Raw genomic sequence first — 26229 nt, forward strand, 5'->3', positions numbered from 1 at the left:
ACACATTCAACCGTGCGGGCACCACGGTCAGTCAGAGGGCGAGTCGGACTGGCCGGGTGACCCGCTGCCGCATCGTCACTGTCAGCGGGTGGAAGCAGCAATGACTGCGCACGCGCGCTCAGGGCAGGAGCTCAGCCGGCACCGCCAGGTCCTCACGGGCGTAGAGGTCGGCGATGGCGCCGTGATCGTCGGAGGCACATACGGCTGAGATCGTATCGATGAGTGCGTCGTAGTCGGGGCCGGTCTTGCCCTGGTAGGAGGTGTGCATGCGCCCCCATTCATCCCAGGGCACCCGGATGACCGCGCGGGAAAGGACCACGGCCGGGGGGTGCAGTGCACGGGTGACCCGTGCAAACGACACGGTCGAATCATGACAGCTCGGGGATCGGCATTGCGTTCCCGGATGGGCAGGCTGGAGTCATGGAAGACGTCGTCATTGAAGTGAACCAGCTGCGTCGCAGCTATGGGGAGTTCGAGGCGGTCCGGGGGGTGTCGTTGGCCATCGGCCGCGGCGAGATGTTCGCCCTGCTGGGCACCAACGGCGCCGGCAAGACCACCATGATCGAGGCGCTCGAGGGGTTGCAGCGGCCGACCTCCGGCGAGGTGCGGGTGCTCGGCCTGGACCCGATCGCCGACCGCACCGCGGTACGTCCGCGGACCGGCGTGATGCTCCAGCACGGCGGTTTCACCGGTGCCCTGACCGTGTGCGAGACGATCGAGTCCTGGCGTGCGCTCACCGTCCGTCCGCGCACCACCCGCGACATGCTCGAGACGGTGGAACTGGCCGACCGGGCCGACGTCGCCGTCGAGCAGCTCTCCGGCGGCGAGGGTCGGCGGCTGGAGCTCGCGTTGGCCGTGATGGGCCGGCCGGAGGTGCTCTTCCTCGACGAGCCGACCACCGGCATGGACCCGGCCTCGCGGCGCCGCACCTGGGATGTCATCCGCGAGCTGCGGGCGGGCGGGACCACCATCCTGCTCACGACGCACTATCTCGAAGAGGCGGAGGTGCTCGCCGACCGGGTGGCGATCATGCGGGGCGGGCACATCGTGTCTCGCGGGACGCCCGAGGAGGTGGTGCGCACGCTGCCGGCGCGGATCACGTTCCGCTCACCGGAGGGGTCCGACCTGCCCGATCTGCCGCACGGCACGCTCTCGGTGGACGGCGACCGCGTCGCCTACGAGACCCGCGACCTGCAGGACGACCTCTCCCGGCTGCTGGACTGGGCCAAAGCCACCGGAGTACGGCTGTACGGGCTCTCCGCGCGCCCGGCCACCCTTGAGGACGTCTTCCTGGACATCGCCGCCGAGCGCAGTAGCGCCGCGCACCGACCGGAACGTGAGGAAGTTCGATGACCACCATTACGACGGATCGGGCGGCGCGGTCGTCCTGGCAGATGCTCGCACTGCTGCGCATGGAGCTGCTGGCGCTGCGGCGCAACCGGACCGCCACCGCCCTCTCCGTGGTCACTCCGCTGCTCATCGGGCTGCTGTTGACCAGCGGATACGGCGGCCAGATGGTCCCCGGAGTGCGCCGGGTGGTCAGCGTAACCGCGTTGATCATGGTCTTCGTGGTGCACCACCACCTGACCACCGTCTACGCCTCGCGCCGGCAGGAGAACGTGCTCAAGCGGATGCGAGTGGGTCTGCCGTCCGACCGCACCATCCTGCTCGGCACCGCCAGCAGCACCGTGCTCACCTTCCTGGCACAGACCGCCGTACTGGTGCTCTGTGCCATCCTGGTGCTCGACCTGCCGGTGCCGCGACACCCGCTGGTGATCCTGCTCGCGCTGCTGCTGGGCGCCGCGGTAATGGCCGCCTTCGCCGCGGTGCTGTCCGCGGTCACCCGCAGCTCTGAGGCCGCGATGCTGACCACCCTGCCGTCCATGGTGATCTTCCTGGCCACCCCGGGTGCCCTGCTGCCGCTGGGCGCGCTGCCGGCGCCGATTGAGCGGGTGCTGTGGTTCCTGCCGACCGGCCCGTTCACCGAAATGCTGCGCGTCGGTTGGCTGGCACAGACCGACGGGGGTCGGGCGCTCGGCTTCTGGGACAGTCACCTGCTCGCGCTGCCCTCGGCCGTTGTGCTGCTGGTGTGGCTGGTCATCGGCGCCTGGCTGACCCGCCGCTTCTTCCGCTGGGAGCCACGGCACGTCTGATCCGCCGCAGCGCGAGCGTGGCCGGAAGCCCGGGCGGCCGCCGGCCGCCCGGGCTCCCGGATCGTCACGCGTTCGTCACGGGTACATCTGCGTGACGGTAAAATTCATCGATTGAGCGAAGAGGCTGACACCGGTCGGGCTGTTGGGGTGGAAGGACTGCTGCGACGCCGGGCCGCCCGGGGTGTCACCCGGCGACTTGTCCGTCACGATGCCGTGGATGCCCGCCGGCGAGCCGCAGGCCGCCTTGCCCTCGAACTCGTCGATCGGGTCGGAGTAGTACGCGATCGTCGCGCCGTGCGCGGTGTTGAAGTCGCGGACGACATCCAACTGCTCGCCACGCAGCAGCACGCTCATCTCGGACAGCCACACCCGTTCCTCGTCGCTGAGGACGAGCTTGAGGGCGCAGAGCGGGTCGCCGCCGATCTCGACGAGTTTCGGGTACCCCATGAGCATGATCTTGGCGTTCGGCGCCTTCTTGCGGATCTCCTCCAGCACCTTCGTGTTCGACCGGGGAAGCGTGTCGGTGATGCGGCGTCTGGTCGACACATCCACGGTGTCCGTCTCGCCCGACAGCTTCGCCTTGAAGCAGTCCAGCGGGCCGGCCATGAAGACGCACTCCCTGATCACCGAGCTGAACTTCGCGTCGTTGCCGCCGATCGAGATCGTGACGAGCGTGGTGTTCTCGTCCAGGTAGCCCTTGTCGAGCTGGGACACCTCCAGGTACTGGCCCTTGCCCCGTTCGTTGTCGGCGTTGCGGGGCTCGTTGCTGACGGTACGCAGCGGCAGGATGTTCTCCGTCTCCGCGCCCGAGCAGGCGATCAGGTGGTAGTCCATGTTGACGTCGTGCTGCTGGCTCGTGATGTCTGCCCGCGGCCCGATCGGCGTGGACGATCCGGGCAGCACCGCCTTGCGCGACCACGCGTTCTTCGAGCGGTGGCAGCCGTTGCGGAAGGCGTTGTCGCGGTTGTTGTCCGTCTCGCGGTAGTAGTCCGAGCCGTTCACCGGCGAGGCGCCCTCGCCCGACGAGAACGAGTCGCCGAGCGCCACCACCTGGTGCTGCGGCTTGCCCGGCAGCGGGATGAACGCCGCCGCGTCGAAGGCCACGTTCTCCTGCGGCCGGCCCAGGGCCAGGTCGCCCTGCCCGCTGGTCGGCACGTCGTTCCGCAGTTGCGCCAACTCCTCCGGTGTCAGGTCCGACACCATGTTGGTCAGCTCCACCTTCGGGACGTTGTTGAACTCGAACACACCGAGCGCCACCCAGCGGTTCGCGTACCCGCGTTGCTGGACCATGCGGGTCCTGACCACGCCGTTCTTCGTCGTGATCCGGTACGCCGCCTGCTGCGTGGTACCGAGGTGGTCGGGGATGTGGACCATGACCCGCATCCAGCCGTTCACCGTCCGGTCCAGCGTCCACGTCCCGCTGACGTAGAGGTTGCTGCCCGGCTCGCGGGTGTGCGTGAACCAGTAGTGCGCGCCGTACCCGCCGCCGACCTGGTGCAGGTCGATCTTGCCCGGATACTGGAGCGTGCCGTTCTGCGTCTCGCCGGCGAACCCGTGCGTGAACGTGCCGCTGTTCGTTCGTCGGGTGCAGAACCAACCGGCCTCGTCACGGCGTGGACTGACGACGTCGTCGATCACGTCGTCGACCACGAGCGCGTTCGCCGGGAGGTCGGTGCCGCACTTCGGGTAGTAGCTCACCCCGGCGGCCGGATACGCCCAGCCGGGGTCGTACCTGATGGCGGCGTTACCACAGTCCAGACAGCCCGGTTTCCAGTCCGCGGATTGGTTGTACCAGCACTTGAGGTCCCGTTCGTCGATGACGTTCACGTGGTGGCACGGGCCGGCCGGCTCGTCGATCACCTCGGGCGCCGTCGGCGGGAGGTTGTTGCCGTAGTAACAGTCGTTGGACTGGTCGCAGAACGTCTGCAGGTGTGGCTTCACCCGCTCGCGCCCGTCGTTCGTGCTCCACCACGCGTACCGGTAGCCGTCGGTGTAGGTGTCCGGCTTCTCGATCGCGTTGAGCGGGTGGCCGGCCCAACCCATGATCTTCTCCGGGTACGGCCAGTGGCTCGGGTGCCGCGCGTCGTCGTAGGTGAACTCCAGGAACGCCTTGCGGTTGGCCGGGTACCGCGGGTTGGCCGGGTTGTTCGCCCAGCCGACACCCCACGGCCCGTCCGTGCTGCCCTGCGGCTCGTAGAACCCGGTGTTGTAGGCCCACACCGCGAAGAACCAGCTCTCGATGTACTGCGGGTCGCCGCCGTTGACCTTCATGTTGTACGCGTGGACCTGGTTCCACTTGTCCTGCAGGATCCGCAGCGACTGGGAGATGTTCGCGGCGAAGTCCACGGTGATGGCCAGCTGCTGGTTGTGCGGCAGCGGGACCTCGTTCGGCTTCTGGAAACCGGGCTTACGCATGCCGTCGGTGACCTGCCCGACGCCGTAGCCGCAGTCGGACTTGTCCCAGCGGATCGTCCAGTCGTCGCTCGTGTCGGCGTCGTAGATGTCCAGCCCGTAGTAGTTGCCGATGAGCGGGTTGCCGAACTCGCCGGGCAGGACGTGCGGCGAGGCCTGCCACATGTTCGACTCCTGGGCGAGGATGCCGAGCATGATCTGCGCGGGCACGTTGCCACCGCCGTTGAGCGGCCGCATCGGGAACCAATCGGCGACGTTGTAGCCGGGCAGGCCGGACTGGTTGAAGTTGTTGCCCCGGTTGAGGATCAGCGTGTCCTGCACCGCCATGTCGACGACCCATTCGATCTCCCGGGCGCGCGGCTGGTACACCTGTACCCGCACGTCGTTGCGGGGGATCGCGCACCAGGCGGCCGTGTCGACCGGGTCGTGCAGTGGTGTCGCCAGCGTCGTGGCATTCGGTGCCGACCGGGCCCGCCCCGGCGTCTTCGGGTTCGCCCGAGCACCGGCGTCGCCCGACGTCGGCGTGGTGGGCGTGACCGCGAAGTTCACGCTGCGACCGGTCGCCGGCACCTTGGCCTTCATGGTGAGCGACCGTCCGCGGCTGCCGTCCGCGGTCTGCGCCGCCCGTGGGTCGGTCGTCCACCTGATGTCGTCCAGCAGCAGGTCACCCTCGCTGGACATCTCCGCCTGCACGCTCGCGTCGAGCTTCGCGACACCCGTGGGCAGCTTGTGCACCGTGCCGGGGGTACCGGTGATGCCGACCCGACCGCCCGCGCCCTTGACCACGTTCATGTCGGTCGTGCCGCCCTCGGCCAGCGTGGCCGTCGCGCCGGATTTCACGACGGTCCGCTTGACCCGGCCGGCCTTGCTGTCGGCATCCATGTAGACGACGGCGTCGCCGTTGGCCGCCAGCCGGAACGGTACGCCTGTGGTCCTCGCGACCGCCGACCGGCGACCCTTGCCGTCGACCTTGACCAGCGCGCCGTTGTCCGCGGCGATGATCTCGTCCTTGACCGGTAGCGCCGAGGTGAGCTGGCCCGCCACCTGGATCGGCGCGGCCACGGTGCCGGTCGCGGCGTCGAGCCGCGTCAGGCGGCTCTTGCCCGAGCCGGTGTCGCCGCCGGTGAACGTGCTCAGCACGACGTTCTCACCGGTCCCGCAACCGGGGCTGAAGTACGCGAGGGACGCGTGCGCGGCCACCTTCCGGACGGACTGGTCCTTGAGGTCCACGACCGCCACGAAGGCGCCGCGGTCGAACAGGTCGGGTTTGTTGGTGTAGGCGCGCGGCGCGTACGTGACGACCAGCCGCCGGCCCGACTCGGTGAGGCAGCCGTTGCCGATCCACTGGTCGGTCTCCAGTCCTGGCTCGCTCAGCGTGGCGGCGGTCGTCCAGCTGTAGCCGGAGGCTGCCGACGCCACGAGCACGTGCAGGCCGGTCATGTCGCCGGAGAGGGTCCAGGCCCGATCCTGCGACGTCCGCCAGCCCTGCTTGAGAGCGGAGTCCCGCTGACCGGGGGGTATCGAGGTGGACGCCACATCCTTCGGGGGCGGGTCCGGCGCCGCGGCGGCCGGCGCGGGGAGCACCACGAGACCGCCGCCGGCGACGATCGAGGCGGTGGCGAGCGCGATGGTGGCGCGGCGACGGGCGGCGCCGGGACTGAGCCCGCGCGGCGGCGCGGGGCGGGGCGGCGATGCGGACACTGCGTTCCTCCAGGATGGCTTGGGGTCGATGCAGTGTCGGAACCGCGCTCACCGTCGGCACATCACGACGTCATCGCCGGCGCCCACGCCCACCGCGATGGCGGCAGGACACCGCGCGGTGCCCTGACGATGCGGCCGCAGTGCGGCGACGCCGCAGGATCACCCCACGACGTGCAGTACGACTGAGGAGAACAGCATGAAGGTAGGAAAGGTTCGGAAGCATCGCCTGGTGCCGGCGCTGATCGCCCTGGTGGCGTTCCTGGGACTCGGCGTGGTCACCACGGCGGTACCGGCGTCGCCCGCGCTGGCCGCGTGTTCGGGCACCGGCTGTCACAACGTCAACCCCAACGGCCAGTGCAGCGGCACCCGGTACGGCTGGACCGGCGGCGGCTACGACAGCGGACTCGGCATCGTCGTCGTGAAGTCGCCCGGCTGCAGGGCGGCCTGGGCGCGCCTGCAGAACGACCAGTACGTCCGCTACGCGGGTGCGACGTTCACCGTGCGCATCGAGCGCCGGGTGTGGTCGTCCTACGGCTGGTGGTACACCGGCAGCCTCAGCAAGCAGTTCCTCTCCACCAACGGCGGGGTGTGGACCAACATGCTCGAGGATCTCGACTCCGACGAGCACCAGGCCTGCTTCAGCTTGAATGGCGGCGCCTGGACCTGCACCCCCTGGGTCAGCTGAACAGCAGGCGGACGTCAGGGTCCCCCGGCGGCGCGGGGGCCCTGAGATCCGTCATCCGGCAGGCTGGGTGTCGACCCGGGGAAACTGCCCGCCGGGTACGCCCCGCATAGACGTATGGCCCTCTGACGATGTCGGTTTGTCTTGTTAGCCTGCGGCTGTGGAGCTGCGCCTGCTTGGCCCCGTCGAGGCTGTCATCGACGGACGGGTCGTGCCCATCCGACGCCGTCAGGAGCGACGGCTGCTCGCCATCCTCTCGATGCGACCGGGCCAGTTCCACTCCGCGGAGCGACTCATCGACCTGCTCTGGGAAGATCGGCCTCCGACCCAGGCACGAGCGGGCCTACAGGCCATGATCTCGCACCTGCGCTCCACGCTGGAGCTGGGCCGGTCGACGGAGCCCGCGTTGCTCGCCCGACCCAACAGCTACGCACTGGAGATCCGGGCAGAGCGGGTCGACGTGCACCGGTTCACCGCCCTGGTGGCCGAGAGCAGGAGCGTCGCCGACGCCGATCAGCGCATCGCGATGCTCAGCATTGCGCTCGGTCTGTGGCGGGGCGCCGCCCTGGCCGACGTCTTCGACGACGCCCAGCGGGGCCGGATCTTCCCGGATCTCGACGAGGCACGTCTGACCGCGCGGGAAGAGTTGCTCGACGCGCGCCTCGACGCCGGCCAGCACCGAGAGATGTTGGCACCGCTGCACGAGCTGATCAGCGAGGCGCCGACACGCGAGCGCCCGGTCGAGCTGCTGATGCTGGCCCTGAGCGGGATTGGTCGTCGCACCGAGGCCATCGCGGCCTACACCGCCCTCACCGATCGGCTCGCCACCGACCTCGGTGTCGCTCCCGGAGCGCAGATCCAGGCGACCTACCGGACGCTGTCACGCGCCACCGTACCCTCGGACGCCGCGCCGACGTCTCCTGGCGGGCCGGCGCAGCTACCGCGTCCGCCGGGGCATTTCGTCGGCCGCGGCGCCGAGTCGCGTCAGCTCGACCGCCTGCTCGCCAACGCGGCAGGGCCGCAGGTCCTGATCCTCTCCGCGGTCGTCGGTACGGCAGGTGTCGGAAAGACGGCGACCGCCATCCGGTGGGCGCACAGCGTCCGGGACCGCTTTCCGGATGGGCAGCTCTTCCTCAACCTGCGTGGTTACTCTGCCGGCCGGCCCATGCGCTCGGCGGAGGCGCTCGGCGCGCTGCTGCGGGGTCTGGGCTTGCCGGCGGCCCGCATTCCGGCGGATCCGGAGGAGGCAGCGGCCCTCTACCGCACCGTCGTCGCCGACCGCCGGCTGCTGATCGTGCTGGACAACGCCCTCGACGCCGAGCAGGTGCGGCCGTTGCTGCCCGGGTCCGCGGCCAGCCTGGTGGTGGTCACCAGCCGCGACCGCCTGACCGGGCTCGTGGCCCAGCAGGACGCCCACCGCCTGACCATCGGACTGCTCCCGGAACCGGACGCGATCGAGCTGCTCACCGTCCTGCTCGGTGCCGACCCGCGAGCCGCCGAACGCGACGCGATCCGGGACCTCGCCCAGGTCTGCGGTCGGCTCCCGCTGGCCCTGCGGATCGCGGCGGCGCTGCTGCACGACGAGCCTGACCTCGCGGTGTCGGCCTACGTGCGGCAGTTGCGGCAGCGGAGCCTCGCCGCCCTGGCGATCGACGACGACCCGAGCGTCGCCGTGCAGGCGGCGTTCGACCTCTCCTATACCCGGCTTCCCGGTGAGGCCCAGCGGATGTTCCGCCTCCTCGGCACCGTTCCGGGGATCAGGCTGTCGGTCGACGCGGTCGCGCACCTGGCGCAGACAACCCTGGACGCGGCCCGTCGGACGTTGGCCCAACTCTTCTCGGCGCACCTGCTGGAGTTCGACGACGATCGCGTCGCGCTGCACGACCTGCTGGGGCGCTACGCGGGCCAGCACAGTGCGCGGCAGGCCGGCCGACCGGAGGCGCAGACAGTCCTCGCCCGCCTGTTCGCGTGGTACCTGGTCCGCGCACAGGCTGCCGGTGACCTGTTGGCGCCGGGGCGGGTCCGCCTGGAGCTGCCGGCGGGCCTGGCGGCCGGTGACGCTGGCCTCCCGGACCGTGACGCGGCACTGGCCTGGCTCGAGGCCGAGGAGTCGACCATGGTGGCGCTGATCAGAGCGGGGGCAGACGGCACGTCGAGGGCCGCTGCGGCCCTGCTCGCCGACCAGCTGCGAACGTACTTCTGGGTCACCCGCAATTCACTGAACTGGTTGCTCGTGGCGCAGGCGGCGCTGCACGCGTCGGGTGGGGACAGGTTCCCGGCCCTGCGGGCGTCGGCACACATGAGTCTGGGCAACGTGTACCACCTCACGGGCAACCAACTGGTCGCGATCGCGCACAACCGACGGGCGGGTCACCTGTTCCGCAGCGCCGGGCACACGCAGGGCCAGGCCGCCGCGGCCGGCTCGCTCGGCGCGGTCTTCGGCGACCTCGGTCAACTGGCGAAGGCGGCGGCCTGCTTCGAGCATGCGTTGCGGCTGTACGAGCGGATCCGCCACCGTTACGGCATCGCGGTGATGTCGAGCAACCTCGGGACGATCTACGCCATGGCGGGTCGACTGCGGCTGGCGGTCGAGCGGCTCAGCGCCGCCATCGTCATCCACCGGGAGGACGGCGCACGACCCAACGAGGCGGTCATCCTCAACAACCTCGGCCTCCTGCGCATCATCCAGGGTGAGTACCCGGCCGCCTTGAGTGATCTCCACGCAGCGGTGCGGACGGCCCACGAGGTCGGCATGGCGTCGATCGAGGCGAATGCGTTGGCCGGGATCGGCCAGATCCACACGCTACGCGGCGACGTGCCGGAGGCGAGGTCCGCGCTCGCCGCCGCGCAGCCTCTCGCCGACCGTAGCGACGACTGGCACTGCAAGGCGTCGATCGACATCGCCGAGGGGGGCCTGCTTCGGCTGACCGGCGACCCCACCCGTGCGGCGGCCACGTACACCCGGGCCGCCGAGTGGGCCAGGTCGGCGCGCCTGTTGGCGACGGAGGCCGAGGCCCTGGTCGGTCTCGCCGCATCCGTCGCCGAGCGGACGCCGCTGTTGGCCAACTCCTCCCTGGAGCGGGCGGTCACGTTGGCCCGACAGTCCGGCGCCGCGGTGATCGAGATCGACGCGCTGGCGGCGATGGGCGAGGTCGCCCGGCGGCACGGCGACCCCGTGCAGGCGGCCCGGCTCGCCGGCGAGGCGGCACATCGCGCGGAGGCGATCGGGGCACCCCTGGTACGCGCCCGCGCGCTGATCACCCTTGGCTACCTGGAGGACTCCTCGCGGGCCTGGCAGGAGGCGCTGAGCATCCTGGATCCGCTCGGCACTCCCGAGGCGGACATCGTCCGGGCCCTACTGGAGCGGCACGACGGCCGTCCGGTCGACGTCGTCCGGGCCGGATAGCCGACCGTCCCTCCGGGGGCGGGGCCGGTGCCTGGGTGACGCGGCGGTGCTGGCGGGCCGATGCTCCCGCTCTTGACGGCCGCGCCGTTCCGGTGGTCACGGACGCGGAAACTGGCGCCGATCACGCCACGGCGTACGGCGCTGCCAAGGAAACGCCAACCCGTGCTGGGCAACCTGATGACCAGGCCGTGCGCGGGGTGCGGTCGGCAGGGAGGTCATCGCATGGAGTTCCGGATCCTCGGCCCGCTGGAAGCGTCCGTCGATGGAACGCCCCTGCCGCTCGGCGGACGCCGGCAGCAGCGGATCCTGGCCGTGCTGCTGCTGCGGGCCGGCCGGGTGGTCCCGGCCGACAGCCTGGTCGACTGCCTGTGGCCGCTGCGACCGCCGGCCACCGCGGCGAGTCAGATCCGCAACTGCGCCGCGGCCCTGCGCCGTCAGCTCATCGCCGGCGGCCTGCCCGAGCGCTCGCTGGTACGCCGGCCGGGCGGTTACCTGCTGACGGTGGAGCCCGGCGCGCTGGATCGGACCCGGTTCGACGACGAGGCCCATCGGGCTCGGCGGGCGCTGGCCGCGGGTCGCGCGGCGGAGGCCGTCGGGTCCTTCCTGCGGGCCGAGAACCTGTGGCGCGGACCCGCCATCGCCGGTCTCGCCGACGGCGTGCTGGAGCCGGAGGCCATGAGCCTGGAGGAGTCGCGACTGCAGGTGATCGAGGAACGGCTGGAGGTCCAGCTGAGTCTGGGCCGGCACGCAGGGGCCGTACCGGAACTCACCGCACTGGCCCGGACCCATCCCGGCCGTGACCGCCTGCAGGCGGCCTTCATGGTCGCGCTCTACGGCAGCGGGCGGGGTGCCGACGCGCTGGCCTCCTTCGACCGGCTGCGCTCGTCGCTGCGCCGTGAACTCGGCCTGGAGCCGAGCCGGCGGCTGCGGGACCTGCGCCAGGCCATCCTCACCGAGGACGAGGCCCGGCTGCCGCCGATGGGCGTGGGGGCCGGCGCGTGACGGAGAGCTGCACCGGCGGGCATCTCCTCTCCCGACGCGTGCCGCCCACCTGTCCGACCGTTTGCGGGCTCAGACGGTCGGGACTGTTCCGCCATCGATCACGTACTCGGCGCCCACGATGGCCGAGGCGCGGTCCGAGACCAGGAACCCGACCAGGTCGGCGATCTCCTCAGTGTTGGCAAACCGTCCCAGGGGTACGCCTCCGAGGGAGTCGTAGATGCGCTGCTTGGCGTGTTCGCGGCTGATCCCGTTGCCCTCGGCGATTCGGTCCACGAACCTCTCGTAGGCCTCCGTCTCGATCCCGCCGGGGCTGATCGCGTTGACGCGGACACCGCGCGGGGCGAGCTCGTTGGCGAGCCCCTTGCTGTAGGTGCGCAACGCGGCTTTCGCCGCCGCGTAGGCCAGGGACGCGTCGTACTGAGGAAGTTCGCGCTGGATCGAGGTGAAGTGCAGCACGACCGCCGACCCGGACTCGATCATCGCCGGGAGGAGAGCGCGATCGAGCCGTACCGCTCCGAGGAGGTTCACGTTCAGCTCGATCATCCACTGCTCGTCGGTGATGACCGCGAACCCGCCGGACGGCGTCGAGGCACCTCCGACGACGTGCACCAGGATGTCCAGTGCGCCGCCGGTCTCGGCGATCCGGTCGGCCACCGCCTTCGTGCCCTCGACCGTCGAGGTGTCGGCCTCGATGAACCGGTCGGGGTGCTCGTACCCCTCGGGCATCGTCCGGGCCGTCACGTAGACGTCGGCGCCCATCTCCCGCAGTCTCTCGACGACGGCCTTGCCTGAGCCCTTCGATCCGCCCGTGACCAACGCGCGGCGTCCGTCGAGACGATCGCGATCCGAAGTAGCCATTCTCTCTCCTCTGAAGCTTGACGTGGCGCGGGTCGTATCAGGATCCGTGGTTGGCGATGACGAGTTCGGTGACGACGTCCTCACGGATGGTGAACCGGTAGTCGAGTTCGGCGACGCCGCCCGGGAAGGTTCCCTCGAGCCGCAGGGTCACCATCCAGTGGTCGTCGTCGATGCGGGCAGCGCCGATCTGGTCGGTCGTGTACTCGAACTCGGAGCCGGCGTCCCGCAGGAACGCGTAGATCTGCTCCCGACCGCGGAAGGACGCGCCCTGATCGACGGCCACCGCGTCCTCGGCGAAGAACGAGGATGCGGTGTCGGCGTCGCGAACGACGTGAGCGGCGAGGAAGCCGCTGACGGTGGCGGGGAGTGGATCGGACCGGAGGCCGTCGTGCTGTGTCATGAGCCCACCCTGTGGCCTCGCGATGCAGGAAGGTCAAGCGCTGGACTCTCCCCCTGGGGGAGCCTTCATACTGCGAGGATGCTGACAATCGGGGAGTTTTCGCGCCTGACCCACCTGAGCGTGCGGACCCTGCGTCGGTACCACGAGAGCGACCTGCTGGAACCCGCCGTGGTGGACGAGACCTCCGGCTACCGCTACTACGCCGTCGAGCAGATCCCGACCGCCCAGGTCATCAACCGGCTCCGCGAACTCGACGTCCCCCTGGCCGACGTGCAGCGGATCCTGCGGTCCCCGGACCCCGGTGTCCGCGCGACCCTGGTCGCCGACCACCTCCAACGCCTGGAGGCCGAACTCGACCGCACCCGAGCCGCGGTCGCGTCGCTGCGCCGCCTGCTCCGGCCCGCCCCCGCGCCGATCAAGGTGGAACTCCGTGCCGAGCCCGCGCGCACGGTCGCGGCGGTGGCGGCCGTGGTCGACGAGGGCGAGGTCGAAGCCTGGTTCGCCGGCGCGATGGCCGAGTTGGAGGTGGCCGTTGGCGACGCGGTAACCGGTCCACCGGGTGGCACCTACGACAACTCCCTGTTCGAGCAGGGCCGCGGTCAGGCGTTGGTGTACCTGCCGACGGCCGCTCCACCTCGTACCGGGCGGGTGCACGCCGCGACCCTGCCCGCCGCGGAACTGGCGGTGGCCACCCACGTCGGCGAGCACGATGGCATCGAGGTCACCTACGGCGAGCTCGGTTCCTGGGTCGTGAAGAACGCGATGTCGGTGGCGGGGCCCGTGCGGGAGGTCTACCTCGTCGGACCTCGGGACGCGAGCGATCCGGCCGCGTGGCGCACCGAGATCGGGTGGCCGGTGTTCCGAGTGGCCTGAGCGGGTCGGCTCACACTCGTCGACGACGAGTGCCAGGCGTTACGTCGGCTAGAGGTTGCCCGGGGCCCAAGGTCAACATCTCCGGACGGAGTACTAGGCTCGGGGGGTGTCCGAGCACCGCCGCCTTCCGCTGTGGGCGGGACGCACGGCCGCGCTGCTGGGCATCGTGCTCGTCGCATTCACCCTGCGCCAGGCGGTGGCGACGATATCGCCGATCCTCGGCGACATCCGGGCGGACATCCCGATATCGACCATCGGTGTCGGGCTGCTCGGCACGTTGCCACCGATCCTGTTGGCGGCATCCGGGTTCATCGCGCCGCGCGTCGCCCGTGGCGTCGGCCTCGAGGGCGGCATCGCGCTCGCGCTGCTGCTCATGACCCTCGGCCACCTCGTGCGCGCATGTGCCCCGGGCTTCGCGGTGCTGCTCGTCGGCAGTGTCGTCGCGCTCGCCGGCACGGGCATCGGCAATGTGCTGCTGCCGCCGATCGTGCGGCGCTACTTTCCCGACCGGGTAGCGCTGCTGACCGCCCTCTACGTCTGCATCGTGGGCGTCGGCACGGCCGTGCCCGCCGCGGTCGCCGCTCCAGTCGCCGAGCAGACCGGCTGGCGGTTCTTGCTCGGCGTCTGGTCGGTGACCTCGATAGCCGCGCTCCTTCCGTGGCTCGTCATCATCGCGCGGGAGCGCCGCCAGCGGCACTCGGATGGCGTCGCCGTCGAGTCCCCGCCTTCCGCAGTCGTCACGCGTCTGTGGCGGTCACGCGTGGCCCTGTCGATCACCGTCGTGTTCTCGACAAGCACGATCTGCACGTACGCGGCTTTCGCGTGGCTGCCCGAGATCCTCGGCGACATCGCCGGCTCGACGCCGACCGAGGCCGGTGTGCTGCTCGCCGTCACCGGACTCATCAGCGTGCCCGGCGCATTCATCGCGCCCCTACTCGTCGCACGGCTGCGCAATGTCGGCTGGCTGATCGCCGCCGGTGTCGCGAGCTTCGTGTTCGGCTACCTCGGCCTGCTGCTCGCGCCCGCGACACTCACACTGCTCTGGGTGCTGCTGATCGGCTCGGGGTCGATCCTGTTCCCGGTCTGCCTCGTGCTCATCAACGTTCGCACCCGTTCCCACGACGGCACCGTCGCGCTGAGCGGCTTCTCGCAGGGGGTCGCGTACGCGCTCGGCGCGCTCGGTCCGCTGCTGGTCGGGCTGCTGCACGACGTGAGCGGCGGATGGGCCCTGCCGCTGCTGTTCCTGCTCGCTGTCGCCCTCGTGGCGACCATCCCGGCGATCACGCTTGCGAGGCCCGCGTTCGTCGAGGACGAGCTCGCCCGTTGATCCGGGAGGCGGCTTGAAAGCAACAGAATGCGTACTCCCGCCTGTCCGTCGGTGAGTAACCGCAGGTGCCGCTGAGCGTTCACTCGATCATCACGCTGACCGTGACCGGGACGCCTTTCCGATCACGTTTTCGATCTTGGGGCAGCGGAGCGGCTCGCCCAGCCGCTAGCATCACGCTGATTCCCGTTCCCCATTACGGAGACCTCCATGCGCAAACTTGCCGCCGCCGCCCTCATGGGGGTGCTCGTGGCCGTCCTTCCGGCAACGGCCGCCCTGGCCGCCAAGCCCAAGCCGGACATCGCGGTGACCTCCGCGGCCGACAAGGCCAACTACGCCGAGGGTGAGACCTTCACCATCACGGTCACGGTGAAGAACAAGAGCTCCGTCGCCGCGAAGCACGTGCACTACACCGGCGGCGACAGCGGGGGCGTCGACGGTGTCGCCTACGGTGTGCTGTCGACCGGCTTCGACCTCGCCGCCGGCGTCACCAAGACCGTTCAGATCACCGGCAAGACCAACCACGTGGCGTGGAAGTCCGGCTACGGATTCGTCGCCTTCTCGCTTGCCGCGGACAACGGCGAGGCCAACGACGCTGACAACATCACCAGCGTACGGCTGCCGGTGACGGGCGCCTTCGGCGATCTCGGTGGCTACGTCTTCCAGGGTGAGTCCGATGCCGCCGAGTGGACGCCCCGGACGCCCGGCGTCCCGGGTGTCAAGGTCGTCGCCACCAGCGACGACGGCAAGACGAGGTACGCCGAGGCCAGCACGGACGCCAAGGGCCTCTTCCGTTTCGCCCACCTCCCAACCGGCGACGTCCTGCTGACCTTCACCGCCCCGGCGGGCTGGAAGATCCTGGCCGGCGAGAACGGCGAGGGCGACAACACGCTGGCGCAGGTCCGCGCCGGCGACAGCGACGAGCCGCGCATCTTCGTGGCGGCGAAGAAGGTCGCCGTGAGCTCGCCGAGCGCGACGCCGACCTCCACGCCGACCTCGACGGCGACGCCGACTGCGACGCCGACTTCGACGGCGACGCCGACCTCGACGGCGACGCCGACTTCGACCTCGATGCCGACTTCGACGGCGACGCCGACTTCGACGACGGCGCCGTCACCGTCGGCGTCGTCGAGCAACGGCCCGGGCCTGCCGATCACCGGCGACAACCCCATGCTGTTCGTCGGCGCTGCCGCGGTCGCCATCGCGGTCGGCACCGTGCTGGTGCTTGTCGCACGGCGCCGCCGCGTACGCCTGCAGGCCTGATCGACCGAGATCGCTCCGGCGGCCGAACACACGCAGGCTGTGGCGTTCCCCGCTGAGTCGAGCACGGCGAAGGACGCCGAGGCTCCAGCACCTCGCTGGAGCCTCGGCCAGCGCCATGGTCGGCGTGACTCAGCCCGATTGTTGGACGAGCGAGCTGACGGACCTACCCGAGCAGCGCTGCCGCCGTGGCCAGGGTGGCCAGCGAGAGCGTCGTGGTCACCATCACCGTGCGGTTCGCCACCGCCTCGCCGACGCCGTACTCCTGACTGAAGATGAACGTGTTCTGCGCTGTCGGCAGGCCCGCGCACACCACCACGGCGAGCAACTGCGGCGCGGACAGGTGCAGGGCCAGCCCGGCCGCGTACGCGATGACCGGCTGTGCGACGAGCTTCAGCGCGGTGATCACGGCCAGCTCGGCCGGCTTGGCCCGCGACGGCGCCGTGCGGTGCATCGACGCGCCGAGGGCGACCAGGGCGGCCGGAACCGCGGCGCCCGACAGCAGGGTGAGCGACGCGCCGGCCGTCGACGGCAGATGCAGGCCGGCAGCCGAGCACGCGACACCGAGCAGCGACGCCAGGATCACCGGGTTGCGGACCGGCAGGGAGGCGATACGGCCGACCCGTACCCGCCCGGCCGGGTCGCTGTGCCGGTCCAGAGCGACCAGGATTACGGGCGTCACCACCAGCACCTGCAGCAGCACCACCTCCGCCAGGAACGACACGTTGCCGAGAACCTGCGTCGCGACCGGGATGCCGAGGTTCGCCGAATTGACGTACCCGGCGGCCATGCCCCAGATCGGCCGTTCGCCGGGCTCGCGACCGAACAGCCAGCTCGCGCCGACCCACCCGAACCCGACGACCGCGACCGTGCTCACCCCGAAGGCGAGCAGCGAGCGGCCGGCGAACCCGGAGAGCGGCATTCGGGACAGGGCTAGGAACAGGGCCGACGGCATCGCAAGGTGGAAAACGAATCGGCCGAGCACCGACGCCGCCGCCTCGCCCAGCAGGCCCCACCGACAGGCCGCGTAGCCGACCGCGGTAAGGATCCAGATCGGTACGAACGCCGACACCAAGTTCATCCGGGCGTCAGCGGCGGGCGGGCGTCGCGCCGGCTCAGGGACTGGCGAGCCCGGTTCCGTAACACTCCACCGCGCTTGCGCCGGTCTCCGGACGCACCGACGCGTCCACGGTGCGTACCAGACCGCCGGGCAGCCGACGTTGTCCACGTGTACATCGATCCCGGAGCCACGCGTTCAGCCTCGCATCCCGTCCGGATCGGCGAACCTCCCGCTCGCCGACCCCGACCCCCAGTGCTCGACACCTCGACAAAACTGGTGGCCTCACCGGCCCGTCCCGCCCTACCGTGCAACTGGATCCTTCTTCTCCAACCCACTCGAGAGGACTTCACCCCGCGTGACGCCGCCTGCTCTGTAGACCTGACACCTCCTTTCCGTGCATCGGTCGCCGACGTCGACGTCGGCTCTTCTCCCATGCCTTCCGTCAGGTCTTCAGAGGGATCATGTCTACGCGTCCTCATCTCGTTTCGTCCTGGACTCCTCGGCGCCCGGCCCTTCCCCTACCCGGGCTCCGTCGCGTCCACTGCCATCCCGGCAACTCCTCCCGCCATGGGCCTGAGCTGGGCCGGGAGGCACGGTGGCCGCGCCGCGGACTGCATCACGCGGCGGTCCGCGCGCGGTCGTTTCAGGACGGGCGCGCACGAAGATCAGGGCCGGCCCGATACCGGCGACGAAGGTGAACGGCCCGGGTCCAACCAACCGATCCGGCGGACCTGCTGCCGTTTCTCCGGCTTCGGCTCCCTCTGATGGTCCCGCTCGACATCTCAGTGGTTGGCGCCCACGACGACGGTGACCGACAGTCGGGTATTTTCATGTGTTCGAGACGAGAGGCGCTGCGACGGGGCCCGCAAGATCGGGCCTCGCCACGCTCGTCCGGCCCACCCGTCGCGGTTCTGACTGTGGCAGGAGGGTGTAACCGACCAAGGGCGCCTCCGTTGTAACGGAGGTGGTCGGTGTGGAGAGAAGCGCGACAACTGCTGAGCTGCGACGTCTGCTGAGCGAGCGGGTCCTGGTCCTCGACGGGGCCTGGGGCACGATGCTCCAGGCGGCAAAGCTGACGCCCGACGACTACCGGGCCGGCGGTGTGGTTCCCCCCGATCATCCGCAGGACGTCAGTGGGGATCCGGATCTGCTCAACGTGACCCGGCCCGATCTGATCCTCGACATCCACCGGCAGTATCTCGCCGCCGGTGCCGACATCACGACCACCAACACGTTCACCGCGACCAGCATCGGCCAGGCCGACTACGGCCTGGAGTCGCTGGTACGCGACATGAACGTCCAGGGCGCTCGCCTGGCCCGGCGGGCGGCCGACGAGGCGGGCGGCCGATTCGTCGCCGGTTCGGTCGGGCCGCTCAACGTCACGCTCTCGCTCTCGCCCAAGGTCGACGACCCGGCCTTCCGGGCGGTCACCTTCGACCAGGTCAAGGCGTCGTACGCCGAGCAGATCGCGGCGCTGGCCGAGGGCGGCGTCGACCTGCTGCTGATCGAGACGGTCTTCGACACGCTGAACGCGAAGGCGGCCGTCGCGGCGGCCCGCGAGGTGGCGCCCGACCTTCCGCTCTGGATCTCGTTGTTCGTCGACCTGTCCGGCCGCACTCTCTCCGGGCAGACCGTGGAGGCGGTTTGGCGCTCGATCGAGCGGGCCCAGCCGCTGGTCGTCGGCGTGAACTGCTCGCTCGGCGCGCTCGAGATGCGCCCGCACGTGGCTGATCTGGCCCGGTTCGCGGGCACATGTGTCGCCTCGCACCCCAACGCCGGCCTGCCGAACGCGTTCGGCGGCTACGACGAGACCCCCGAGGAGACCGCAGCGCTGGTCGGCGAGTTCGTGGCCGACGGCCTGGTCAACATCGTTGGCGGCTGCTGCGGCACCACCCCGGCGCACATCGCGAAAATCGCCCAAGCGGTCGCCGGCCAGGCGCCGCGGGTGCTGGCCGGCGAGCCGCGGACGACCCGGTTCTCCGGCCTGGAGCCGTTCGCGATCGGCCCGGACACCGGATTCGTGATGATCGGCGAGCGCACCAATGTCACCGGCTCGGCCCGGTTCCGCCGGCTGATCGAGGCCGACGACTACCAGGGCGCCGTCGGCGTCGCGCTCGAGCAGGTACGCGGCGGCGCGAACCTGCTCGACGTGAACATGGACGCGGACCTCCTCGACAGCGAGCTCGCGATGACCACGTTCCTCAACCTGATCGCCACCGAGCCCGAGGTGGCCCGGATCCCGGTGATGGTCGACAGTTCCAGGTGGAGCGTTCTCGAGGCCGGTCTCAAGTGTGTGCAGGGCAAGGGTGTGGTCAACTCGATCAGCCTGAAGGAGGGTCCGGAGGCCTTCCTCCAGCAGGCCCAGCAGATCCGCAACTTCGGCGCCGGCGTGGTCGTCATGGCCTTCGACGAGCAGGGCCAGGCTGACACCCGCGACCGCAAGGTGGCGATCTGCGGGCGGGCCTACGACCTGTTGGTGCACGAGGCCGGGTTCGCTCCCGAGGACATCATCTTCGACCCGAATGTGCTGGCCGTGGCGACGGGCATCAGCGAGCACAACGGATACGCCAAGGCTTTCATCGAGGCGCTGCCGCTGATCAAGCAGCGCTGTCCCGGCGCGCGCACCAGCGGTGGTATCTCCAACCTGTCGTTCTCGTTCCGCGGCAACGACGTGGTCCGCGAGGCGATGCACTCGGCGTTCCTGTTCCACGCGGTTCAGGCCGGCCTCGACATGGGCATCGTCAACGCCGGTCAGTTGGCCGTCTACCAGGACATTCCGGCTGATCTGCTGGCGCTGGTCGAGGACGTGCTGTTCGACCGGCGGCCGGACGCGACCGACCGACTCGTCGAGTTCGCCGCCACGGTCAGGGGTGAGGGCAAGCAGCGCGCGGTTGACCTGTCCTGGCGGGAGGCGCCCGTCGACGAGCGCCTCTCGTACGCGCTCGTGCATGGCATCGTCGACTTCATCGAGGAGGACACCGAGGAGGCCCGGCAGCTGCTGCCCCGGCCGCTCGAGGTGATCGAGGGTCCCCTGATGGAGGGCATGAAAATCGTCGGTGACCTGTTCGGCTCGGGCAAGATGTTCTTGCCGCAGGTGGTCAAGAGCGCCCGGGTGATGAAGCGGTCGGTGGCCTACCTCGAGCCCTTCATGGAGGCCGAGAAGGAGCAGGCCCGCCTGGAGGGTCGGGTCGAAGCCGACCGCGGTCAGGGCAAGGTCGTGCTCGCGACGGTCAAGGGCGACGTGCACGACATCGGCAAGAACATCGTGGGCGTGGTGCTCGGCTGCAACAACTACGAGGTCATCGACCTCGGCGTGATGGTGCCCGCGGCCAAGATCCTCGAGACGGCGATCGCCGAGAAGGCCGACGTGATCGGCCTGTCCGGGCTGATCACCCCGTCGCTCGACGAGATGGTCGCGGTCGGAGCCGAGATGCAGCGCCGCGGCTTCACACTGCCCTTGCTGATCGGAGGGGCGACCACGTCCAGGCAGCACACGGCGGTGCGGATCGCCCCGGCGTACGAGGGGACGACGGTGCACGTGCTCGACGCGTCCCGGGTCGTCGGCGTGGTGTCCGACCTGCTCGACGCCGACCGGGCAAGCAAGCTCGACGAGAGCAACCGGATCGAGCAGGAGCGGCTACGCGAGCAGCACGCCAACCGGCACGCCCAGCCGCTGCTCACCCTCGAAGCCGCGCGGGCCAACCGCGAGTCGGTCGACTTCAGCGACCTGCCCACTCCGGCGTTCATCGGCGTACGGGAGGAGCAGCCCTCAATCGCCACTTTGCGCGAATTTATCGACTGGCAGTTCCTGTTCCTGGCCTGGGAGCTCAAGGGCAAGTTCCCGGCCATCCTGGAGCAGCCGGTCGCCCGTGAGCTCTATGACGACGCCAACGAGCTGCTCGACAAGATCATTACGGACGGCTCGTTCACGGCCCGCGGCCGGTACGGCTTCTGGAAGGCCCGCAGCGAGGGCGACGACATCGTGCTCGACAACGGCGTGCGCTTCCCGATGCTGCGTCAGCAGACCAGGAAGCCGGCCGGGCGGGCCAATCGCAGCCTGGCCGACTACGTCGCGCCAACCGGTGACTACCTGGGCGGCTTCGCGCTTGGCATCCACGGCGCCGACACTCTGGCCACGCACTACGAGGGCGAGCAGGACGACTACCGGGCCATCATGGTCAAGGCGCTGGCGGACCGGCTGGCCGAGGCGTTCGCCGAATACCTGCACCTGCAGGCCCGCCGCGAGTGGTTCGAGCCCGACGCCAAGCCCACGCTGGAGGACCTGCACGCCGAGCGGTTCCGTGGCATCCGGCCCGCCCTCGGTTATCCGGCCAGCCCCGACCACAGCGAGAAGAAGGACCTGTTCACGCTGCTCGGCACCGACACCATCGGGGTGGGACTCACCGAGTCGTACGCGATGACCCCGGCCGCCGCCGTCAGCGGCCTGATCTTCCAGCACCCCGACTCGCGTTACTTCACCGTCGGCCGACTGGGAAAGGACCAAATCACCGACTACGCCGCCCGCCGCGGGATGACGGTGGACGAGGTCGAACGCTGGCTGCGCCCCAACCTGGCCTACGAGGCCTGAGCTGCCCGGGCCTCGAACTCGTCCCGACCGCCCACGCGGAAGTTCCCATGCGCGTGGGCGGTCGGGTACCAGAGAGCCTTCTCGGGAGGCAGCCACTGGTTGGCGGCCCGGCGCGAGCCCGGTCAAGGGGGGTAGGTGGCCGACGCGGCAGGCATGCCGTTGACCCACCTCGCCATGGCATTCGCCATCGCACACCCCGGCGTGACCAGCGCAATCCTCGGCCCGCGCACGATGGAGCACCTCGACAACCTGCTCGCGGGCGTCGACGTCACGCTCACCGACGAGATCCTCGACCGGATCGACGAGATCGTCGCACCCGGCACCGATGTCACCCGGCTCGACCAGGCCTACCTGCCCCCGGCCCTGCAGAACCCGAGCCTGCGCCGCCGGCCGGTCAGCGAGCGTGGCGCCGCCTGATCATCAAGACACATCACCGCAGCACAACATCAGGCGTACGGATCTGCCGCCGGCAAGGTGCGGCGATCGTGGAGGTGCTTCCCGATCGACCGCTGCGGCTGGGCAGATCCTTGGACGCGGCCACGTCGACCATCGTGAGTGCGCCGACCATGGTCGGACTGCGACATCGGAGTGGTTCAATAAGTGTGCTGGTGGAGGCTCCCCGGGTGGGGTGATGGACATGTCCGTTGGCAAGGCGGTAAGGACCAACCTGCTCCAGGCGCTCGCGGTGTGCATAGTGTTCGCGCCGTGCCTCGTGCTGTGGGGCGGGCTGGTGTACTGGCACGACGAGAGCACCGATCCCACGCCGGGGCTGACCCACCAGTCCGGTGACCGACCCCGCGAGCACAATCGTCCGATCTGCGTTCAGCAGGGCGTCGCCAATTGCCCGCCCCGGCAGATGGTGTGGACGGTTCCCGACGGTGGTTCGGTCACCACCGGGTTCGCGCTCGACGATGCCGAGGACACGCGGGTGACCGGATCGTTGGAGTTGCGGGGCGGCTGCTCGCCGGTGGTCGATTGGGTCATCACGGCACAGGGACGGGCGATCGCCGGGGACAGATTGCAGGTCAGGTTGGTGGACGAGCAGTTCCTCGGCGAGGCCCGGTTGCTGCCGGGCGACCGGGAGGTGACCTTCACCGCGCGGCGCACCGATAGCGGCTCCTGCGAGGCGGTACTGGTCTGGAACGCCGCGGGTACGACGACCGACTAGTGACCCGGTGCAGATGCATGGATTGTCAGGCGCTCTTGAATTCGCCCCACCAGTGATCAAGTACCGCGAGAACCCGACGATGGTCTTCGGCGCTGCTTGCGGACGGTCAAGCCCTCAGGGATTTGATCCATCTGAGCACCCCAGGTCGGCTGGCATGCCGGCCAGCCACCGCAGGAGAACCGGCTCTACCAGGGCGGCGAGGCGGGCATAACCGGCCGCGAACGGATGATAGGCATCACCGGCAGCGATCTCCCGGCTCCAGATCGGGTCTGCGGCTAGCTCCGTGACATCGACGAACGGCACGCTTCGGGTGGTGCACACCTGCGCCATCGCGGCGGCGAGATCGGCTGCCCGTTTGCTTGCCTGCCGATCCAGCACCGGCGGCGGCCCCACAACAAGCGTGTGCCACCGTGCGGCGTGGGCGTCATCGAGCATCGCGGCAAGCAGCGCGAGTGATCGGCCCGGCGGGACACGAACCTGGCCGAGCTGCATGTCCACGTCATTGGTCCCGAACGCGAACACGACCCCGAAAGCCTGCCCGTCCTTGAGGCGGACACGGGCTTCGGGAAGCCAACGGTGGGCCACGTCCAGGGATGTGTCCCGGCGAACCCCCATGTTGTAGACGGTCAGATCATGGCCCTGCGCACGGGCGGCGGCGGCCACGAGCCCCACCCAGCCCAGACCTGACGGATCGCCAACCCCCACCGTGAACGAGTCACCGAAGAAGCACACCCGCAGGTCGCGCCGCGATCCCGTCGCGCCGGGCTCCTCCGGTGGCAGCAGGCTCACCCCACTCATCCGACTGTCAGGCGGCATGTGGCCACCGGGAGTGTCCGACTTCCCCCGGGTCGTAGACAGTCGACACAGGCACATGGACAGGTGGAGAACATACTCCGAGCATATCTATACGGTAGGCCGCATGGCTATGTCATTTGGGTGTCGATCTCCGTGCCTCCAGACTGCGGATTCTGCCGGTCGCCGTGTGGAGCCTGGTCACCCTCGTTACTGAAGCACCAGCGCAGTGACGTCCTCGGATGCCGGTCGATCGCCGAGGCCCGGCCGTCAGGGACTCGGCCGCTGACTGCGCGGCCATGTGGTGATCACCGTTCAACATCCGTCGCTATTGGCCGAGTTGGGTGGCCATCCGGCGGCGCAGCGGCGGCAAGGCATTGGCGGTACGCAGTGTCGCGCGGAGCGCGGCCCTGGTCAGGCGGTTGGTGGTGCTCGCCTGGCGGGCGTTGCGCAGCGACTGTCGTACCGCAGCGAAGCCGTAGTCGAGCATCTGACGTTCGTAGTCGTGCAGAGCCGACACCATCGCGGTCGTGCCGGCGTGGACCTCGGTGAGCTTGCCGCACAGCAGGGCGGCGTCGCGCAGTGCCGTGTTGGCGCCTATCCCCGCCATCGGTGTCATGTTGTGGATCGCGTCGCCCAGGAGGGTGACTCGTCCGGTCTCCCACGCGTCGACGGGGGTGGCACTACGCACCCGGATGGCGTTGATCGTCTGCGGGTCGGAGCCGATGATCACTTCCCGCAGCGCCGGTGCCCATTCGACCGTCCGGTCCAGGACGAGGCGCTGGAGGTCCGTTCCGGAGAGGGACTCGACGGCCTCGGTCGGGAAAGCCGTCGCCGCGTCGGTGTAGCCCCAGAGGAGGTAGGGCGTGGTGTTGTCGAGCAGGAACTGTTCCGGCGGAGCGATCACCTGCGGGCCGGGGTGCCACACCGCGGTGAAGAAGGATCCACGGCTCTTCGGGATCACGAGGTTGACGTCGTGGGTCAGCACCCTGGGTAGTGCGGCGTCGGCGAGGCGATGTTTGCCGGCGACCGCCACGACGCCGGTGTCGACGCGTCGCGCGTGGGGGAGTAGCTGGCGGCGTACTCGTGAGTTGGCGCCGTCGGCGCCGATGAGCACATCGGCGGTGGCCGTGCCGCCGTCGGCGAAGTAGGCAGTGACCCGTCCGTCGGCCGTGGCCTCATAGTGCGTGAACTCGTGGTCCAGCCGCACCACGTCATCCATGCCGGACAGCAGCACCTCGCGCAGGCTGATCCTGCTGACGCCATAGTGCCGGCTCTCGGGGGGAACGTCGGCAGGCGTGATCTCCTCGGCGGTGAAGCGGAGTAGATCGTTGAGCCGCTCGGTGGTGAACCCGAAGCCGCCGCTGTCGATCGAGACCGTGTCGAGGAAAGCCTGCCAGGTGGAGGGCGGAAGGCACGCGCGCAGCGCTCGGCTGCCGTTCGGGTTGATGTGGATGCGGTAGCCCTGCAGCCAGTCGGTGCGGGCCTTCGTGCGTTCGTGGACGGTCACCGACACCCCGGCGCGGCGCAGGCCCTGGGCCAGGCACAGGCCGCCGATCCCGGCGCCGATGATCATGACGTGGGGTTGGTCCATGCGACGACTATCACTTGAACGACTGGCATTGTCAATCAAACAGTTGATTAGAGTAGTTGCCCGCATGACCGTGTTACGGTGATCTTCATGGGCAAGCCTCGCCGGTCCCCAAGTGGTGAACAGCGCAAACGCGATCCGGAGCGCACCCGTGAGCGCATCCTCGACGCGGCGTTCGTCGAGTTCAGCGAGCATGGTTTCGCCGGTGCCCGGACTGGCGCGATCGCCGCTCGCGCCGGGGTCAACCAGCAGCTGATCTCGTACTACTTCGACGGCAAGGACGGCCTCTACCGGGCCCTTCAGCGCAAGTGGGAGACGACCAACGGCGTCGCCCGACCGGACCTGACGTTGGCGGAGATCGTGAGCGGGTTCCTCACCCCCGGTGACCCGCAGCGGTCGTGGGCGCGGCTGCTCGCCTGGGAGGGGCTCACCCGCGCCGAGGGGCCCACGGACCTCGATGCCGACCCGGCGACCGACGCCTACTTCGCCGCGATGGTCGACGATATGCGTCGCCGGCAGCAGGCCGGTGAGCTCGCCGACGATCTGGACCCGGCGTACGTCCAAGTGCTGCTCTTCGCGGCGACGCTGGCGCCGACGGTGCTGCCCCAGGTCGCCCGCCGGATGACCGGTCTCGCCGCCGACTCGCCGGAATTCCTCCAGGCCTACGCCGAGCAGTTACGTCGCGTCATCGCCCGCCTCGCCGAACCGGACTGACGCCCTCTCGTAGAGTCCAGTTGAGCGCAAACCATGCTCGAACACGCGAATCTGCCGCCGACCAGGCGGTGATCGTGAGGAATTCGCGCCCACCTGGACGGTCAGCTCCGGTCGGGCGGTACGTCGTGACCTCCCAGTAGGGGTCGAAGTGCTCAGCTGTTGCTGCTCCCGGGCCGGCTGGTGCCGACGGGCGTCTCGGGTCGCCCAAGGCCACATCTGTGGATGTGCTGCAGATCGGCTCCTGT

Annotated in this window: 19 protein-coding genes; 12 read left to right on the plus strand and 7 right to left on the minus strand. The window is 69.8% G+C overall.

Annotated elements, in window-relative coordinates; translation table 11 throughout:
• Positions 1 to 118: 118 nt before the first annotated feature.
• Positions 119 to 361 (minus strand): hypothetical protein, encoded by a 243-nt coding sequence (locus ACGFH8_RS17725; protein ID WP_393368149.1) that lies wholly within the window; start codon positions 359 to 361, stop codon positions 119 to 121.
• Between the two features lie 59 nt (positions 362 to 420).
• Here ACGFH8_RS17725 and ACGFH8_RS17730 point away from each other — a divergent pair, with 59 nt between their 5' ends.
• Both ACGFH8_RS17730 and ACGFH8_RS17735 read left to right on the plus strand, forming a co-directional pair.
• Positions 421 to 1353: an ABC transporter ATP-binding protein gene (locus tag ACGFH8_RS17730; RefSeq protein ID WP_393368150.1), complete on the plus strand. Its 933-nt coding sequence runs from the start codon at positions 421 to 423 to the stop codon at positions 1351 to 1353.
• Positions 1350 to 2153 carry an ABC transporter permease gene (locus tag ACGFH8_RS17735; protein ID WP_393368151.1) on the plus strand — a complete coding sequence of 268 codons (804 nt, stop codon included), beginning with the start codon at positions 1350 to 1352 and terminating at the stop codon, positions 2151 to 2153. Before ACGFH8_RS17730 ends, ACGFH8_RS17735 begins: the two co-directional genes overlap by 4 nt.
• A 75-nt stretch (positions 2154 to 2228) precedes the next feature.
• Here the strand turns inward: ACGFH8_RS17735 and ACGFH8_RS17740 are convergent, their stop codons facing one another.
• Positions 2229 to 6266 (minus strand): hypothetical protein, encoded by a 4038-nt coding sequence (locus ACGFH8_RS17740; protein ID WP_393368153.1) that lies wholly within the window; start codon positions 6264 to 6266, stop codon positions 2229 to 2231.
• A gap of 229 nt (positions 6267 to 6495) precedes the next feature.
• Between ACGFH8_RS17740 and ACGFH8_RS17745 the strand changes: the two genes are divergently transcribed.
• The 3 genes from ACGFH8_RS17745 (at position 6496) to ACGFH8_RS17755 (ending at position 11356) form a co-directional block, all read left to right on the plus strand.
• Complete coding sequence (locus tag ACGFH8_RS17745; protein ID WP_393368154.1) at positions 6496 to 6951, plus strand: hypothetical protein; 456 nt, start codon at positions 6496 to 6498, stop codon at positions 6949 to 6951.
• A gap of 157 nt (positions 6952 to 7108) precedes the next feature.
• Positions 7109 to 10354, plus strand: coding sequence for a BTAD domain-containing putative transcriptional regulator (locus tag ACGFH8_RS17750; RefSeq protein WP_393368155.1), 3246 nt, complete (start codon positions 7109 to 7111; stop codon positions 10352 to 10354).
• A gap of 222 nt (positions 10355 to 10576) precedes the next feature.
• Complete coding sequence (locus ACGFH8_RS17755; protein ID WP_393368156.1) at positions 10577 to 11356, plus strand: BTAD domain-containing putative transcriptional regulator; 780 nt, start codon at positions 10577 to 10579, stop codon at positions 11354 to 11356.
• 69 nt (positions 11357 to 11425) lie between these two features.
• On the opposite strand, the gene ACGFH8_RS17760 is transcribed toward ACGFH8_RS17755, so the two are convergent.
• Together ACGFH8_RS17760 and ACGFH8_RS17765 are read right to left on the minus strand one after the other, a co-directional pair.
• Positions 11426 to 12214, minus strand: coding sequence for an SDR family oxidoreductase (locus ACGFH8_RS17760; protein WP_393368157.1), 789 nt, complete (start codon positions 12212 to 12214; stop codon positions 11426 to 11428).
• A 37-nt stretch (positions 12215 to 12251) separates the two neighbouring features.
• The gene (locus tag ACGFH8_RS17765) at positions 12252 to 12614 is read right to left on the minus strand and encodes a nuclear transport factor 2 family protein (protein ID WP_393368159.1); all 363 of its coding nucleotides are present in this window, start codon (positions 12612 to 12614) and stop codon (positions 12252 to 12254) included.
• A 78-nt stretch (positions 12615 to 12692) separates the two neighbouring features.
• Between ACGFH8_RS17765 and ACGFH8_RS17770 the strand changes: the two genes are divergently transcribed.
• The 3 genes from ACGFH8_RS17770 (at position 12693) to ACGFH8_RS17780 (ending at position 16074) form a co-directional block, all read left to right on the plus strand.
• The gene (locus tag ACGFH8_RS17770; protein WP_393368161.1) at positions 12693 to 13487 is read left to right on the plus strand and encodes a MerR family transcriptional regulator; all 795 of its coding nucleotides are present in this window, start codon (positions 12693 to 12695) and stop codon (positions 13485 to 13487) included.
• Positions 13488 to 13593: 106 nt separating this feature from the next.
• A complete protein-coding gene (locus ACGFH8_RS17775) occupies positions 13594 to 14814 on the plus strand; it encodes a CynX/NimT family MFS transporter (RefSeq protein WP_393368162.1) in 1221 nt (406 codons plus the stop codon).
• A gap of 207 nt (positions 14815 to 15021) precedes the next feature.
• Positions 15022 to 16074 carry an SdrD B-like domain-containing protein gene (locus ACGFH8_RS17780; RefSeq protein WP_393368164.1) on the plus strand — a complete coding sequence of 351 codons (1053 nt, stop codon included), beginning with the start codon at positions 15022 to 15024 and terminating at the stop codon, positions 16072 to 16074.
• Between the two features lie 163 nt (positions 16075 to 16237).
• On the opposite strand, the gene ACGFH8_RS17785 is transcribed toward ACGFH8_RS17780, so the two are convergent.
• Positions 16238 to 17152, minus strand: coding sequence for an AEC family transporter (locus ACGFH8_RS17785; protein ID WP_393368166.1), 915 nt, complete (start codon positions 17150 to 17152; stop codon positions 16238 to 16240).
• 952 nt (positions 17153 to 18104) lie between these two features.
• On the opposite strand from ACGFH8_RS17785, the gene metH reads away from it, so the two are divergent.
• From metH to ACGFH8_RS17800, 3 genes are all read left to right on the plus strand, one after another.
• Positions 18105 to 21719: a methionine synthase gene (gene metH, locus ACGFH8_RS17790; RefSeq protein ID WP_393368168.1), complete on the plus strand. Its 3615-nt coding sequence runs from the start codon at positions 18105 to 18107 to the stop codon at positions 21717 to 21719.
• A gap of 135 nt (positions 21720 to 21854) precedes the next feature.
• Positions 21855 to 22136 carry an aldo/keto reductase gene (locus tag ACGFH8_RS17795; RefSeq protein WP_393368169.1) on the plus strand — a complete coding sequence of 94 codons (282 nt, stop codon included), beginning with the start codon at positions 21855 to 21857 and terminating at the stop codon, positions 22134 to 22136.
• A 220-nt stretch (positions 22137 to 22356) separates the two neighbouring features.
• The gene (locus tag ACGFH8_RS17800; protein WP_393368171.1) at positions 22357 to 22887 is read left to right on the plus strand and encodes a hypothetical protein; all 531 of its coding nucleotides are present in this window, start codon (positions 22357 to 22359) and stop codon (positions 22885 to 22887) included.
• Between the two features lie 114 nt (positions 22888 to 23001).
• On the opposite strand, the gene ACGFH8_RS17805 is transcribed toward ACGFH8_RS17800, so the two are convergent.
• Together ACGFH8_RS17805 and ACGFH8_RS17810 are read right to left on the minus strand one after the other, a co-directional pair.
• Complete coding sequence (locus ACGFH8_RS17805) at positions 23002 to 23676, minus strand: GDSL-type esterase/lipase family protein (protein ID WP_393368173.1); 675 nt, start codon at positions 23674 to 23676, stop codon at positions 23002 to 23004.
• Between the two features lie 331 nt (positions 23677 to 24007).
• Positions 24008 to 25312 carry an FAD-dependent oxidoreductase gene (locus tag ACGFH8_RS17810; protein WP_393368174.1) on the minus strand — a complete coding sequence of 435 codons (1305 nt, stop codon included), beginning with the start codon at positions 25310 to 25312 and terminating at the stop codon, positions 24008 to 24010.
• A gap of 48 nt (positions 25313 to 25360) precedes the next feature.
• Between ACGFH8_RS17810 and ACGFH8_RS17815 the strand changes: the two genes are divergently transcribed.
• Positions 25361 to 25984 carry a TetR/AcrR family transcriptional regulator gene (locus tag ACGFH8_RS17815; protein WP_393368176.1) on the plus strand — a complete coding sequence of 208 codons (624 nt, stop codon included), beginning with the start codon at positions 25361 to 25363 and terminating at the stop codon, positions 25982 to 25984.
• Positions 25985 to 26229: the final 245 nt, after the last annotated feature.

Origin of the sequence: Micromonospora sp. NPDC049175, assembly GCF_043197345.1 — a bacterium.
GTDB lineage: Bacteria > Actinomycetota > Actinomycetes > Mycobacteriales > Micromonosporaceae > Micromonospora.